Source organism: Edaphobacter modestus, assembly GCF_004217555.1.
GTDB lineage: Bacteria > Acidobacteriota > Terriglobia > Terriglobales > Acidobacteriaceae > Edaphobacter > Edaphobacter modestus.
The window spans coordinates 3,407,560-3,421,481 of sequence record NZ_SHKW01000001.1 but is presented as its reverse complement, the minus strand read 5'-3'; the positions used below and the strand labels follow the sequence as shown (position 1 = coordinate 3,421,481).

Annotated in this window: 11 protein-coding genes; 4 read left to right on the top strand and 7 right to left on the bottom strand. The window is 60.5% G+C overall.

The features are described from left to right. Positions 1–3: 3 nt before the first annotated feature. Both BDD14_RS14550 and BDD14_RS14545 read left to right on the top strand, forming a co-directional pair. Complete coding sequence (locus BDD14_RS14550) at positions 4–3,363, top strand: TonB-dependent receptor (RefSeq protein ID WP_130423138.1); 3,360 nt, start codon at positions 4–6, stop codon at positions 3,361–3,363. A gap of 123 nt (positions 3,364–3,486) precedes the next feature. Beyond that, the gene (locus BDD14_RS14545; RefSeq protein ID WP_242617955.1) at positions 3,487–5,043 is read left to right on the top strand and encodes an MFS transporter; all 1,557 of its coding nucleotides are present in this window, start codon (positions 3,487–3,489) and stop codon (positions 5,041–5,043) included. Here BDD14_RS14545 and BDD14_RS14540 read toward each other — a convergent pair whose 3' ends face one another. Then, positions 5,044–6,087: an alpha/beta hydrolase gene (locus BDD14_RS14540; RefSeq protein WP_165420087.1), complete on the bottom strand. Its 1,044-nt coding sequence runs from the start codon at positions 6,085–6,087 to the stop codon at positions 5,044–5,046. Positions 6,088–6,136: 49 nt separating this feature from the next. On the opposite strand from BDD14_RS14540, the gene tgt reads away from it, so the two are divergent. Next, the gene (gene tgt / locus BDD14_RS14535; RefSeq protein WP_130419434.1) at positions 6,137–7,261 is read left to right on the top strand and encodes a tRNA guanosine(34) transglycosylase Tgt; all 1,125 of its coding nucleotides are present in this window, start codon (positions 6,137–6,139) and stop codon (positions 7,259–7,261) included. A gap of 138 nt (positions 7,262–7,399) precedes the next feature. Here tgt and BDD14_RS14530 read toward each other — a convergent pair whose 3' ends face one another. From BDD14_RS14530 to BDD14_RS14515, 4 genes are read right to left on the bottom strand one after another with little or no spacing between them, the layout of a single operon-like run. Next, positions 7,400–8,857, bottom strand: a complete 1,458-nt coding sequence (locus BDD14_RS14530) for a M20/M25/M40 family metallo-hydrolase (protein WP_130419433.1) — start codon at positions 8,855–8,857, stop codon at positions 7,400–7,402. A gap of 25 nt (positions 8,858–8,882) precedes the next feature. After that, on the bottom strand, positions 8,883–9,275 hold the full coding sequence (locus BDD14_RS14525; RefSeq protein WP_242617954.1) for a DUF3037 domain-containing protein: 393 nt from the start codon (positions 9,273–9,275) through the stop codon (positions 8,883–8,885). Beyond that, positions 9,259–10,044 (bottom strand): HipA family kinase, encoded by a 786-nt coding sequence (locus BDD14_RS14520; protein WP_130419431.1) that lies wholly within the window; start codon positions 10,042–10,044, stop codon positions 9,259–9,261. The genes BDD14_RS14525 and BDD14_RS14520 overlap by 17 nt, the downstream gene beginning before the upstream one ends. A 28-nt stretch (positions 10,045–10,072) precedes the next feature. Continuing rightward, the gene (locus BDD14_RS14515) at positions 10,073–12,133 is read right to left on the bottom strand and encodes a M3 family metallopeptidase (RefSeq protein WP_130419430.1); all 2,061 of its coding nucleotides are present in this window, start codon (positions 12,131–12,133) and stop codon (positions 10,073–10,075) included. 101 nt (positions 12,134–12,234) lie between these two features. On the opposite strand from BDD14_RS14515, the gene BDD14_RS14510 reads away from it, so the two are divergent. Then, positions 12,235–12,735 (top strand): heme-degrading domain-containing protein, encoded by a 501-nt coding sequence (locus BDD14_RS14510; protein WP_130419429.1) that lies wholly within the window; start codon positions 12,235–12,237, stop codon positions 12,733–12,735. Between the two features lie 51 nt (positions 12,736–12,786). Here the strand turns inward: BDD14_RS14510 and BDD14_RS14505 are convergent, their stop codons facing one another. Together BDD14_RS14505 and BDD14_RS14500 are read right to left on the bottom strand one after the other, a co-directional pair. Continuing rightward, entirely contained in the window at positions 12,787–12,975 is a 189-nt protein-coding gene (locus BDD14_RS14505) for a hypothetical protein (RefSeq protein ID WP_130419428.1), read from the bottom strand. 188 nt (positions 12,976–13,163) lie between these two features. After that, entirely contained in the window at positions 13,164–13,682 is a 519-nt protein-coding gene (locus BDD14_RS14500; RefSeq protein WP_242617953.1) for a carboxymuconolactone decarboxylase family protein, read from the bottom strand. Positions 13,683–13,922 lie beyond the last annotated feature (240 nt).

Below are 13,922 nucleotides of genomic sequence, written 5' to 3'. Positions count from 1 at the left end.
GGTATGCGCAAAATCGTAAATCTACTGACAGCGACGCTCGTGTGCCTCGCATTGTTGCCGGGCCGAGCCCTGGCGCAGTATGAGAATGGCAGCATTGTAGGGACGGTGCATGACGGATCGGGTGCAGTTGTGTCCGATGCAACCGTGAAGGTTACAAACATGGCCACCGGTGTGGTGAGCACGCGGCAGACGAGCGAGAGCGGCGATTACGAGGTTCCGGCGCTACGCGTGGGCCAGTACAACATTGAGGTTTCGAAGGAAGGGTTTGCCCCGGTTCGGGCTACTGATATCTCGGTATCGGTGGCGGCGAGGCAGAGAATCGATCTGACGCTGAAGATCGGTGAGACGAGCACGACGGTTGAGGTCTCGGGCGTATCGCTGCAGGTGGAGACAGACACAAGCCAGCGCGGACAGATTGTGACGCAGTACCAGACGGCGGCGCTTCCGCTGGTGAGCCGCAACTACTCAGACCTGATCGGGCTGACGACCGGCGTGCGGCAGACAACGCAGTCCTACTCCAGTACTTCGAACACTGGCCTGGTCCGTGAGGGATCGTTCAACGTTAATGGCCAGCGTTCGATCTTCAACAACTTTCTGCTGGACGGCATGGACAATAATGCCTATGGCGAGTCGAACCAGGGCTTCTCGAACCAGATTATTCAGCCGGCGCCGGACTCGATCGCGCAGTTTCAGGTTGTGACGAATAACGAGACTGCCGAGTATGGCCGCGCCTCGGGTGCAGTGGTGAACGTGGCTTTCGCGCAGGGCGGCAACCAGTTTCATGGGCGTGTGTACGAGTTCATCCGCAACACAGACCTGAATGCGACAGGCTTCTTCCGTCCGCCGGGGGGCCAGAAGCCTGCGTATAACCGCAATCAGTTCGGCGGCAACTTCAACGGGCCGATCGTGAAGGATCACCTGTTCTTCTTCCTCGATTATGAGGGCTTCCGCCAGTCGCGTAAGCAGATCTCGTCTGCCACGCTGCCGACACCGAATCAGCTTGCCGGCAAGTTCAGCAGGACAGTGTATGACCCCTATGATCAGACGTCTTATGCTGCGGGTACCTCAATTCTGAACTCGCCGAATATTTCGCCTGCGGCCCGGACGATCGCTCAGTTGATCGCGCAGCAGGGTCCGACTTCGGCGACGGTGAATAACTTTACGACGTTGCAGCGTTCGAACAACCGCTCAGACAAGGGCAACCTGCGTCTGGACTGGGCTCTGAACCCGAAAAACTCATTCTTCCTTCGCGTCTCGGACCTGAAACAGAATGCAACGGACTTTCCGATCTTCGGCCTGCCGCTGGACGGCGGCTCGAACGGCGATCAGCGGATTCTGGACCAGCAGATTGCGCTGGGTTATACGCGGGTGATCGGCTCGAACCAGTTGCTGGATGCTCGCCTTGGGCTTTCGCGTACGAAGGCGGGTAAGTTCTCCCGTTCGATCGGAACGAATCCCGGGATTACTTTTCCCGGTCTGCCGACGGATCCGCTTGTAGCGGGAGGTATCCCTGGAATCGGTATCAGCGGTTTCTCGGCACTGGGACGACAGACGACGAATCCACAGTTCCAGAATCCCGCACTGCTCAATCCGAAGGTGAATTATTCGTGGGTGGTGAAGAATCACTCTCTGAAGGCGGGCTACGAGTACCAGCAGGTCTGGATGGCGGTGCAGGACACGAATCCGCTTTACGGTGGTTTTACCTTCTCCGGCGCCTATAGCCGCGACTATAAAGATGTGACCGCGAGCAACCCGCTTCAGGCAGCGACGAGCGATAACTATGTTGCCGACTTCCTGTGGGGAGCCTCAAGCGCTTACTCGTTGTCGTCGTACTTCGTGGCGCATCTTCGGAATCGTTCGCAGTTCGCCTACCTGCAGGACGACTGGAAGGTTTCGCCGCGCCTGACCCTGAACATCGGTCTGCGCTACGAGTACACGACGCCGTACTGGGAGCAGAAGAATCAGCAGGCGAACTTCGACCCGACGTTAGCTGCCAGCAATCCGCTGGGCGCGATGGTTCCGGTAACGGCGACAGGCAACAAGTACGGTTACGATCCTGACCGCAACGACTTTGCTCCGCGCTTTGGCTTTGCCTATGCTGTGGACGACAAGACGGCGATTCGCGGCGGCTACGGCATCAGCTTCTCGCACTACGACCGCGCAGGTTCTGGCAACATTCTGGCGATCAATCCGGGTGCGGCGCTGTTCGTCACGGTAACGCAGGCAGCGCCGAACGCCGGCGGCAATGCGGCAACGTATGTTCCGATCGACAAGGGCTTCCCGTCGAGCACATTGACGTTCAATCCGATTACGGCCAACGTGACTTATATCGACGGCAATCGCTACCGCGACAGCTATGTGCACAACTACTACCTGGATGTGCAGCGCAGCTTCGCGAAGAACATCCTGTTCGACGTGGCCTATGTCGGCAACCACGGTCTGAAGCTGTTGCAGTTCGGTAACTATAACCAGGCCGATCCTACGGTGATTACGAACGGAAAGTTTACGCGGCCGATTCCGACCTACGGCGACATTACGATTGCACTGCACGAGGCGTACTCGCACTACGATGCGCTGCAGCTGCGTTATGAGCAGCGCATGGTGGCTGGGCTGACGCTGCTGAACTCGTTCACTTGGTCGCATGCACTGGACAACGCGGGCGCGTCGCTGGAGGCGAATACGCCTTCGTTCCAGGACTATCGCAACCCGGCGGCGGACTACGGCCAGTCGGAGTATAACCAGCCGATCGTCAACACGACGTCGCTGGTGTACGAGCTTCCTTTCGGACGCGGACGTCACTACCTGAACACGGGTGGCATCGTAAACCAAGTGCTGGGACAGTGGCAGGTGTCGGCTGTGAACCAGGTGACGAGCGGCTTCCCGTATCAGATCAACTACAATCCGCCGACGGCCAACCAGGTGTCTGGCATTTCGGCGAGCTATCGTGGATCGAACCTGTATCGTCCGAACCGTGTCGCCGGGCAGGTGCTGAACTCTCTGGACAAGTCGAAGTCGACAGGGACGTCGCTGCAGTACATCAACCTTGCGGCGATCTCACTTCCGACCGCTGTGCCGACCGTGAATAACGTTCCGGTAAGCCCGTTCGGCAACATGTCTCGCGATCCGGGCCGCAGCCCGATGTACACGACGCTGAACCTTGCGTTCAACAAGCGCTTCGACACTCCCATGGAGCGGCTGAAGGTCGAGTTCCGTGGCGAACTGTACAACGCTCTAAACCACACGAACTTTACCCAGCCGGGCGGATCGATCGCTAGTACGTCCTCTGGTGCCTTGACGGGAGGTACGATCACCAGCACCTTCGATCCCCGTATCGTGCAGTTCGGCGCGAAGGTACTGTTCTAACCGCCGCGAAACCAAGGTGAGATGCCGGCTGCCCTGCGAGGGGAGCCGGCATTTTTCTTTGCCGCCGTTCCTTGGTGTAGTTTTGAACTATAGCCTGATGGAAGGGCAGAGGAGACGATCCGATTGATCGGGAGTGTAAGGCGTCCGTGCGACGAAGCGGTCATTCTCGCCGGTCGCTGCCGGGATACGACACGACGTTGCGGTGCGTGGGTGCTGGCTGCGGCGGTGCTGGGCTCGAGCATGGAGTTCATTGACGGGACCGTCGTGAATGTTGCACTTCCGGCATTGCAGCATGGACTTGGGGCGACAGGGGCGCAGGTGCAGTGGGTCGTCGAGGCGTATGCGTTGTTTCTTTCGGCGTTGCTGCTGGTGGGTGGAGCGTTGGGAGACCGTGTTGGCCTGCGAAAGATCTTTATGGCGGGCGTGGTTTTGTTCGCCGTGGCGTCTGTTGGGTGCGGGTTTGCACAGAACATCGGTCAGCTGATCGCGGGGCGGGCGTTGCAGGGAATCGGTGGCGCCATGCTGCTTCCAAACAGTCTTGCACTGGTCAGCGCGCACTTTCCGCCGGAAGAACGGGGGCGTGCGATTGGAACCTGGTCGGGATTTGCCGCGATGATGACGGCGCTGGGTCCGGTTGCGGGCGGCTTCCTGGTGGAGCATGCATCGTGGCGATGGGTGTTCTTCATCAATGCTCCGCTGGCGATGCTTACGGTGTGGATCCTGCTGCGGTACGTTCCGGAGATTCCTCTGCCTGTGCGCTCTGGCGAGTTACGTGGGTTTGACTGGAAGGGCGCGTTGCTTCTTACGGGAGGCCTGGCGGGAGTTACGTTTGCGCTGATTGAAGGAGCGGAAGGCGGCTACGAAGTATGGCTGGCCGGTGCAGCCGGGGTTGTGCTGCTGGTGGCGGCGTTTGTCGTGGAAGAGCGAGCGGTGAGTCCGCTGGTGCCGTTGACGTTGTTTCGCAGCCGCGAGTTTGCGGGAGCGAACCTGCTGACGTTCTGCCTCTATGCGGCTCTAGGCGGCACGCTCTTTTATCTGCCGCTCAATCTGATTCAGGTTCAGGGTTACACGCCCACGCATGCGGGGGCGGCGATGGTGCCGATGGTGGTGCTGATGTTTCTGCTGTCGCCGTGGTCGGGCGAATTGATGGCGCGACATGGAGCGCGGGGTCCTCTGGTAGTGGGTCCGCTTATCATCGCCAGCGGATATACGTTGCTGGCGCGGCCCGGCGTGGGCGGAACCTACTGGACGACATATCTTCCGGCGGTGCTGCTTCTCGGACTTGGGATGGCGGTGAGCGTTGCGCCATTGACGACGATGGTGATGAGCTCGGTGGAGGAGTCGCGCACGGGAGCGGCCTCGGGGGTGAACAACGCGGTGTCGCAGGTCGCGGCGCTGCTGGCACTGGCGGTCTTTGCGCCGGTCTTCTTTCACACCTTTGTGCCATCGTTGACGCGAAGACTCGCCACGGCAGAGGTCACGGGCGAGGCTGCGCGAAAGATTGTGGACCAGAGGGCGAAGCTTGCGGCGATCGAAACCGCGGATCCGCGTGCGCGACGCGCTGTGGATGAGGCGTTCGTCAGCGGCTTCAGGGTTGTAACGCTGGTGGCTGCGGGTCTGGCTGCGGCTGCCTCGGCGAGTGCAGCCGCAACGATGAAGGCACGACCCACGCCTTCGTAGCTAGTGCGCTTCGCGGTTCGCGATGGAGACGCGGAAGGGCGGCCTGGTGGCTTCCGCGGGGTCCTGTGCGTAGGTCTGCTCGGTATGGGCGGGATCGTAGTCGCGCCAGAGCCAGATCATCTCTTCGGGAAACTCCGCCGCGCCTTCGACCGGGCTATGCGGACCGAGGCCAAAGCTGAAGTGGAAGTCGTAGGACTTGAGCTTGAGGGCGTTGGCCATGCGGATGTTCGCCAGCGGCCAGCTGCCGTAACGGTTGTTCTCCTGGTCGTTGCTGCCGTCCTGCAGCCAGACGCGGATGTTGCGGTGGGGTTCGCGGAGGACCTTCTCCGGGTAATCCTGGCCACCGTCGGGGACGTTGGGATCTTCGTTCCACTGGATGGCGGTGAAGCTTCCGATCCAGGAGATGACGCGGCTGAACTCGTCGGGCAGTTGCCAGGCAGCGTTGAGGGAGGTAATGCCGCCGGAGGACATACCGGTGATGGCGTGGCTGTAGGCGTCCTTGCGGAGGTTGTACTTGGCCGAGACGGCGGGCAGAAGCTCGTCGCGCAGGAAGCGGGCGTAACGGTCGGAGACGGTGTCGTATTCGGTCGAGCGCATGGAGTCCTTCAGGGTGCGCGACCATTTTTTGGAGTAAGCGTCGACAAATTTGTAGGTTGGGGTTCCGGGTGCGCCGGAGATGTCGCCGGGGTCGGTGAACACGGCGATCATGACGGGAATCTTGTGCTGAGCGATGAGGTTGTCGATGACGTTGAGGGCAGGATGATTGCCCTTGCGGTCGATGTATCCACCGCCGTCGTTGAAGACCATTACGGCTGCCGGAGTCTTGGGGTCGTACTGCGCGGGGACGTAGATCCAGTAGTTGCTGGTCATGCCGTCGTAGGTGCGGCTGGTGAGGGAGAGCTTGTCGGAGAGAGTGCCGGTGGGAACGCCGGGGTTCTGGAGCGAATCGGCTGTGAGCGGCGGTCCCTGGGGTGCGGGGCCGGAGAAGTTTTGTGCGGCGGCGGGGAGAGAGAGACAAAGCGCGAGGAGAAGTGGCTTGTGCATGGGACCTCCACTATAACGCCTGCACGTTGATCCCTCTACAATGCAGAAGATGGGTTTGAGCTTCGAGATACAGAAGACCGCGGAGAGTGGCGGCCGCAGGGGAACGCTTGCGCTGCCGCATGGCATGGTGCAGACGCCGGTGTTCATGCCGGTGGGAACGGCAGCCAGCGTGAAGGCGGTCGAGCAGGGTGTACTGGAGAGGATTGGACCGGGCGAGCGCGGCGCGGAGATCATCCTGGCGAATACGTATCATCTCTATCTGCGGCCTGGGCATGAGCTGATTGCGCGTATGGGTGGCGTGCATCGCTTCATGGGCTGGGAGCGACCGATGCTGACGGACTCGGGCGGCTTTCAGGTCTTCAGCTTGAGCAGTCTGCGCAAGGTGACTCCGGATGGCGTGGAATTTCGGTCCCATCTGGATGGCTCGAAGCACTTCTTTTCACCGGAACACTCGATCGACGTTCAGATTGCGCTGGGCGCGGATATTGCGATGGTCTTCGATGAGTGTGTGGAGACGCCGGCGAGCTGGGAGCGCACGAAGGACTCGATGGGGCTGACACATGCGTGGGCCGGGCGCTCGAAGGACCACTTCGAAGCGAACAAGCATCGCGTGCCGTGGTTTTCTGAGATGCAGGGAAAGACGCAGAGCCTCTTTGGCATCGTCCAGGGCGGGATGTACGTCGATCTGCGTAAGGAGTCGGCGGAGCATCTTGTCGAGATGGACCTTCCCGGCTATGCGATTGGAGGTCTTGCGGTGGGTGAGCCGCGTGAGGTGACCCGCGAGATGATTGCGCGCACGCTGGAGTGGCTGCCGAAGGACAAACCTCGCTATGTGATGGGTGTGGGCTATCCCGACGAGATTGAGGAGTACGCAAAGATGGGCGTGGACATGATGGACTGCGTACTTCCGACGCGAGCGGGCCGCCATGGATTGGTGTTTGCGCGGGGTGAGGATGGCGGCATTGTGCGCATGAACATCAAGCGCAAGGAGTATGCGGAGGACCAGGGGCCGATCGATGCGACGTGCGGATGCATGGTTTGCGCGCGGTATTCGCGGGCGTACCTGCGGCATTTGTTCGTTGTGGGGGAACCGCTGGGACTGACCCTGAACTCTGTGCACAACCTGCACTTTTATCTCGCAACGATGGAGCGGGTGAGAGCGGAGCTGGCTTAGGTCGAGAGACTTCGGTTGGTTGGGGGGAATGGTTCGAGCTTCGCTCGAATGCCCACGTTGGCGACAGTAGATTGTCGCGAAAGTGGGGCACTCGGCTGATACTTCCTTCGTCTCTGTTGTGTCTCCTGCTGCTCCGCTTTACGGAAAGACGCCAGCGGATTGGAAGAACTTGTAGTCGTCCCACTGCCGGGCCTTCTTCAACCATTCTTCGGTCTGGGCAGGGGTGTCGTGCGGAGCGAACGGCTTCGCCGAGTCTGCGATGGCGTATGCGGTAGCGGCAGTGGTGGCGACGCCCTGATTGAGGTCGGCCTGATTGACCGAGTCGAAGGAGTCCGACGCCTTGTGATGCAGCTTGAAGTATTTGTCGGTCTCGTTCCAGAGGACGAGCGTGGGGACGCCCAGGAGATCGAAGGAGATGTGATCGGTCTGGAAGAGGAATTCGACCGAAGGAGTAGTGTCGCCGGAGCCGAGGCCGTTGAGCAGAGGCTCGACGTTGGTGAGCGCCTGCTTCTCGTCGTCGCGGCCCATGAGATACCAACCCTTGGCGCGCTGGGCCCCGGTGTCGGAGATGAGGACGCAGTCGATGGAGGACATCTGGTCCTTGTGGCTGCGGACGTAGGCGGTGGAGCCGAGGATGCCCTGTTCTTCGCCACCGACGAGGAGGAAACGCAGGGTGCGGCGGGGCGGATGGCCGCTGGCCTTGATGGCGCGGGCGACATCGAGGACGGTGGAGGCGCCGGTGCCGTTGTCCTGCGCTCCGGTTGCGGGATGCCAGGAGTCGAGATGGCCGGAGACGATGACAGTCTCGTTTGGCAGATCGCTACCCGGAATCTCGGCGACCACGTTGTCGACCTTCACGTTTTTGCGGATACGGTTCTTGAAGGAGAACTCGACCGTCACGGGACCGTGATCGAGCATGCGCTTGATCAGCCCGGCGTCTTCGAGACCGACCTGCGCTATAGGGTAGCTGGAAAGGGTGCCGTCGAAGGTCAGGGCCGTGGCCGACTCGCTTCCGTTCGGGCCGCCTTCGAGGAGAAGCCCCTTCGGAGCGAGCTTGCCGAGGTGGTTCAAGGCCTGGAGGATCTGACTGAAAGCAGGCTGGTCGCCGATGCTCTCTTTGTCGATGAGGACGATATTGTCGGCGAGCTTGTCTTTCTGGGCTTCGATGCCCTCGATGGTGAGGTGCTCGAGATAGACGATGTTGCCCTTCACGCCTCCGCTGGGAGTGGAGGGGCTCCAGCCGAGGGAGTAGATGTGGAGATTCTGGATGCGCGGCGAGGTGATGCGGCCTGTGGCCGGGGTCTCGGGCTCCCAGGTTGCAGGCATTGTGAAGGGCTCGGTATGCACGTTTGCCAGGCCGAGGGTGCGGAACTGCTGTTCGGCCCAGGAGACGGCGTGGACGTAGTTGTCGGAGCCGGTGAGACGGGGACCGATGGTATCTGCCAGTTGACGGTCGTACTCATAGGCCTGCCCGTTGACCATGATGTCGCCTATGATGTGGGCGACGGTGGAGCGGGTCTCGGGAGAGACGGGCATCTGCGCGAAGGCGACCGGAGAGATGACTGAGGCGAGAAGAGCGAGAACAGATCGGCGCATTTTTTGAAGCTACCACAGGGCGGATTTAATCGTTCCGTGTCCAGAGCAGTCTTTTTTCGAGCTCGCTGAGCATGGCTTCCGGCTTTTCCTCGCACAGACCGGTGTGAACGGGCGAGACCTGAATGATGGTGCTGCGGGGCGAGACCAGCCAGTGAAAGCGCTCGCGGAGGGAGAGCCGCGCAATGGGTCCCGCGGACACATCGCCGGCAGCTACCTTCGGAATGGCCTCCAGGTGGCGGCGGACGAGCTCGAGATCGATCTCCGGCCAGAGCGCTTGGAGACGCGCCTCGTCGACGACGATGCGAGCCTCGAGGAACTTCTGTTCGAGGCAAAACAGGATGACGCCCGCATTGATGAACTCGCCGCGTTCGACGCGGGGCACGACGCGCACTACGGCGTAATCAAACGAGCTGGGCACGGGCACGGTCGGCCTCCTCCTGGAACTTCGCGGACGCCTTCAGGCGACGGGCGAAGAAGTCGCTGTAGACGGCTCTTTTCTGTTCCGCGCTGATGTGGTCCTCTTCTCGCAAGAGCCACTTGTCGGGAACTTCTTCAAGGATTTGTGCGATCTTCTCCGGAGTCAGCAGAAGCCGCGCGCTTTCGCCGGCCTCTTCGAGAGCAGTGGCCCACGGCAACAGGATATGGTGTTTCGATTCGCGAAATGGGGACTCCGCGCGTTCGAGGATCGTATGCCAGTCGTGATGAACGTAGAGAGCGGCGCCATGGTCGATGAAGTACAGCTCACGATGCCAGCACAACAGGTTGGCGTTGCGAGGTGTGCGATCCACATTCATTACGAACGCATCGAACCATACGGCCATGGACGCAGTCTTCGCGTCGGCCACATCTCCTGCGGCTGGATCGAACATCGTCGAGCCCGGAAGGTAGTCGAGCGCCAGGTTCAATCCGACACTCGCCTTCAGCAGATCGCGGATCTCCTGGTCGGGCTCATTGCGGCCGAGAGCGGCGTCGACCTCGACAAAGACGAGCTCCGGAACATTCAGGCCGAGCTCGCGTCCGATCTCGCCTGCAACTAGTTCGGCTACGAGCGCCAGCGGTCCTTGTCCGGCTCCGCGAAACTTCAACACATACAGACCAAGGTCGTCTGCGGCGACGATTGCAGGAAGGCTTCCGCCCTCACGTAGAGCCGTCACATACTGCGTCGCCCTCACGGTCCTTAGCTGCATGCTTCAAGTGTAGCGGCAACGGTCCGGGTTATCTTTGAACCGCCATCTTTGTGTCGCTGGTCTCGAACTCCTCGTTCATCCACGTCTTCAGGGCATCGAGGCTCTGCTCGCGGCCGAGGAAGTCTTTCACCAGCTCGGTTGCAGGTTTCGCCGCACCCGGTTCGAGCACGGTTTTGCGGTAACGCATTGCGGCCGGACCCCCCAGCAGATTCGATCGGTCGAACTTCGAGAAGAAGTCAACGGCGATGACCTTGTCGAGCATGTAGGTGTAGTAGTTCGACGAATAGCCGGTGAGGTGCGTGAAGCTGTCATAGAAGCGGTTGCCGTCGACGAACTGCAGTTGGGAAAAGCGACCAAAGTCCTCGCGCCACAGAGAGTCGAAGTCGATCTGGGTAGGCGGACGGTCGTGCACTTGCAGGGCGAAGGTCGAATACAGGAGCTGCGACTGTACCCAGCGTCCTCGCCCATAGGCTCCGGCGGCGTTCATCTTTTCGACGAGCGCCGCGGGAATCACCTCGCCGGTCTTGTAGTTCTTCGCGAAGGCGGAGAGGATGCCGCGATCACGGAACATCTCCTCGAGCATCTGGGATGGAGCTTCGACGAAGTCGCCCTCGACGTTGAAGCCTCCGGCGTTGGACCACTGACCCTGACCGCCGAGAATGTGGTGCATCAGGTGGCCGAACTCATGAAAGAAGGTGACTACGTCGGAGTACTCCATCAGCCCCGGATCTCCCGGTTCGCCGCCAGGGAAGTTGCAGATGAGAGCGCCCTCGGGAAGTTGTTTGCCGTTGATACCAGGGACGACAGGCGCCGAGGAGAACCATTTGTCCTTGCCCTCGCGAGGGTGCATGTCGAGGTAGATTCGACCCAGCTTTTTATGGTCGCCGGCGACTGCGTCGAATACATCGTATGTCGATACGGAGGGGTGCCAGGTCTTCGCATCCGGAACGGCCTTGAACTCGACGTGAAAGAGGTGCGCGGCCGTAGTGAGAATACCTTCCTGCACTGGCATGTAGGGGAAATAGGGCCGTACGCTCTGTGCGTCGAAGTCATACTTCGCACGCCGATACTGTTCGGCCCAGTAGTTACCGTCGGAGGCGGGGATGCTTTTCAGCCCGGGCTGCCGGGTCTCGGCAAAGGCAAAGAGCAGTTTGTATTCCTTGTCGGAGACAGTGCGCGAGGTGGTGTCGACCTGTTCCAGAAAGGTCTTCAGATTTGAGGCGGATCCCATCATCTGATCGGCCATTGCGAGGTCTGCGAAGGTTTTGTAGCCAAGCGTGGTGGCCAGTTCCTGCCTCGTCTCGAGGATGCTTTTCAGCACGGAGGTGTTCTTCGGGTATGCCCTCTGGTTGTAGGAGAGGTACATTCGCTTGCGCAGATCGGGGCTCGTGGCGAAGTTGAAGACGGGCGTCGAGTCTGGCGAATCCGTATTGAGGGTATAGACGCCGCTGGCATTCGGTTTGTGCCGGACGATGTAATCCTCGGGAAGGCCGTCCAGTTCGGCCTTCGTCGCCGATACCTCAAGCTTTCCGTCGGCGACGTTGCGTCCGAAGATCAGGGAGGACTCTGTAATTTTGTCCTGGAGTCCTCGAATCTTCGCGCGGGTTGCGTCATCTTTGTCCACCCCTGCAAGTCGATACTCCAACAGGGCGCGTTCGATGTAGTGTTTCGTTGCCGGATCGCTTGTCGGTAGAGGAACCGCAGCCAGTGCACGATAGACCTGCTGGTTCAGGTTGAGGTCGGTGGTTGCGGAAGAGACCTTCGAGACCAGCTCCTGTCCCTTGTCCCGGAGCGGGGCTGAGTCCCCAACCGAGTACATCAGATACGCCTCATTGCCTGCGAGGGCCAGCTCGTTCAGGGCGTCGTCGTAGGGGCGCACGGTGTTGTCGATAGTACGCGCGCCTTTTACCGCGACCAGTTTGTCGACGTCGGCCTTCTCCTGCGCCAGCCGCGCATTCACCCATCTCTCAAGGCCGGCAGGGTCGGCTCCTCCAGTCCAGGCATGGAGTGGATCCTGCGCGGATGCTGCGAGGGGCGAAAGGGCCGAAGAGCAGAGAGCGGCGACGGCCAGCGTACGAACGAGGGTCATAAAACCTCCTGAAGGGGACAAGGCAAAGAGAACAAGGATAAAGTTGTATCGGCGAGTATTAGTATCGCAATCACGTCGTTTTAACAACAGAGGATTCTCTTATGGCTTCATCCGCCGATCTGGCTCGGGTCATTCACCAGGAGACCGAGCTACGTCTTCCCCGTTTCGACCACGAAGATGCCTGGCGTCTGGGAACGCTTCTGCGGGATCTTGCAAAGGCGCGTAAGCATGCGCTGGTTATCGACATTCGTCGCTTCGGACAGCCTATTCAGCCGCTCTTTTATGCGGCGCTCGAAGGCACGACGCCGGATAATGCCCGATGGGTGCAGCGCAAGGCGAATGTGGTTGCGCGCTTCCACCGCAGTTCGTACCAGGTGGGCTTGTACCTGGCGCAGAGCAATATGAGCCTGCGTGAGAAGTATGCTTTGGACGACGCCGAGTATGCCACGCATGGAGGGAGCTTCCCCCTGCACGTGGTGAATGCGGGAGTGATCGGTGCGGTCACGGTCTCCGGCCTTCCGCAGCGCGACGACCACAACCTGGTTGTCGAGGCGCTCTCGCGTTTCATGGACCGCGATCCGGATGCTTTACGGTTGCCATAAGCGGTAGCGGTCGATGGCCTGAGGCTTTCTGTGGAGGCTGTCTGCACGGATTTAGCGGACGACGGCGTCGAAGGGCAGGAAGATGTTGAAGGTCGTTCCGTGATGCTCGGGCGACTGGCTGCTTCTTACTCGGAGAAGGCCGCGGTGGCGGTAGATGATCTCCCATAGGCCCAGGCCCGTATCGGTGAGCCTTTGGTGGTGAAGAAGGGATCGAAGAGTCTGGCACGGGTCCGCACTCATCCCCGAGCAGTAGTTTTCGATGAAGGGGACTCGAGGATTGCGGGGAAGGTTTCGAAGGCGTTGCTTCCGAGCAGGTCTCCGCAGGTGGAGAGCAGCTGCTGGGCGCGGCAGTAAGTTTGCAACAGAGTCGGCAGGCGTGACAGGGTGAAGCAGCGGCCGTCGTATGTCGCGATGACCGGTGCGGTTGTTTATCGGGTTGCGGCTGCATTCTCCTGCTGCCACTTCTGGGCCGCGGCGGATTTGATCCATTCCCCTGCAATCTGCCGGGTGGGGACGTTCAGGCGATTCCAGAGGTTGATGACAGCAATGTTAACGGTCAGGGAGGCAAGAGCCTTCTCGTCGTAGTGCTGAGCGGCTTCGAACCAGACGTCGTCTGGGACTGGATCGGAGCGGTCGGGGAGTCGAGTCGCGGACTCTGCGAGAGCGAGTGCCGCACGCTCGGCGGGGGTGAAGTAAGGAGCGTCCCGCCATGCACCGACGGCGATGAGGCGTTCGTCCGTCTCCCCGGCCTGTTTTGCGGCGCGGGCGTGCATATCGACGCAGACACTGCAGCCATTGATCTGGCTGGTCCGCAGATAGACGAGGTTAAGTGTGGAGGTAGGGACACCATTGTCTTTCTTGGCTACTGCTCCAAGCGCCATGAGGGCCTGCATGGCATCCGGGATGAGGTTGGCTGGGTTGGCGATCCTTGGTTTCATGGGTTCCATGTGTCTGTTCTCCTTCGGTGATGCGGTTGCAGTCGAGCAGCGCTCAGCGCTCAGCGCTCGACGCCGACGCGATCGCACGCCGCGCCGTCACATCGGGCGGAATCGGTTCGTCATCACCATGACGGAGCTGGGGACGAGAGTGTGACAGGAGGCCGGAAGGAGGAGTGAGATGAAGGGAAGAGAATCCTTGATCGGGGGCGAGGCTGCGGAGGGTAGGATCTCGCCGGTATCACGGCCAGG

Coding starts and splice junctions, on each gene's coding strand:
- BDD14_RS14550 (WP_130423138.1), top strand. CDS start 4: ATGCGCAAAATCGTAAATCTACTGACAGCGACGCTCGTGTGCCTCGCA.
- BDD14_RS14540 (WP_165420087.1), bottom strand. CDS start 6,087: ATGCACAAGCCACTTCTCCTCGCGCTTTGTCTCTCTCTCCCCGCCGCC.
- tgt (WP_130419434.1), top strand. CDS start 6,137: ATGGGTTTGAGCTTCGAGATACAGAAGACCGCGGAGAGTGGCGGCCGC.
- BDD14_RS14530 (WP_130419433.1), bottom strand. CDS start 8,857: ATGCGCCGATCTGTTCTCGCTCTTCTCGCCTCAGTCATCTCTCCGGTC.
- BDD14_RS14520 (WP_130419431.1), bottom strand. CDS start 10,044: ATGCAGCTAAGGACCGTGAGGGCGACGCAGTATGTGACGGCTCTACGT.
- BDD14_RS14515 (WP_130419430.1), bottom strand. CDS start 12,133: ATGACCCTCGTTCGTACGCTGGCCGTCGCCGCTCTCTGCTCTTCGGCC.
- BDD14_RS14510 (WP_130419429.1), top strand. CDS start 12,235: ATGGCTTCATCCGCCGATCTGGCTCGGGTCATTCACCAGGAGACCGAG.
- BDD14_RS14505 (WP_130419428.1), bottom strand. CDS start 12,975: ATGAGTGCGGACCCGTGCCAGACTCTTCGATCCCTTCTTCACCACCAA.
- BDD14_RS14500 (WP_242617953.1), bottom strand. CDS start 13,682: ATGGAACCCATGAAACCAAGGATCGCCAACCCAGCCAACCTCATCCCG.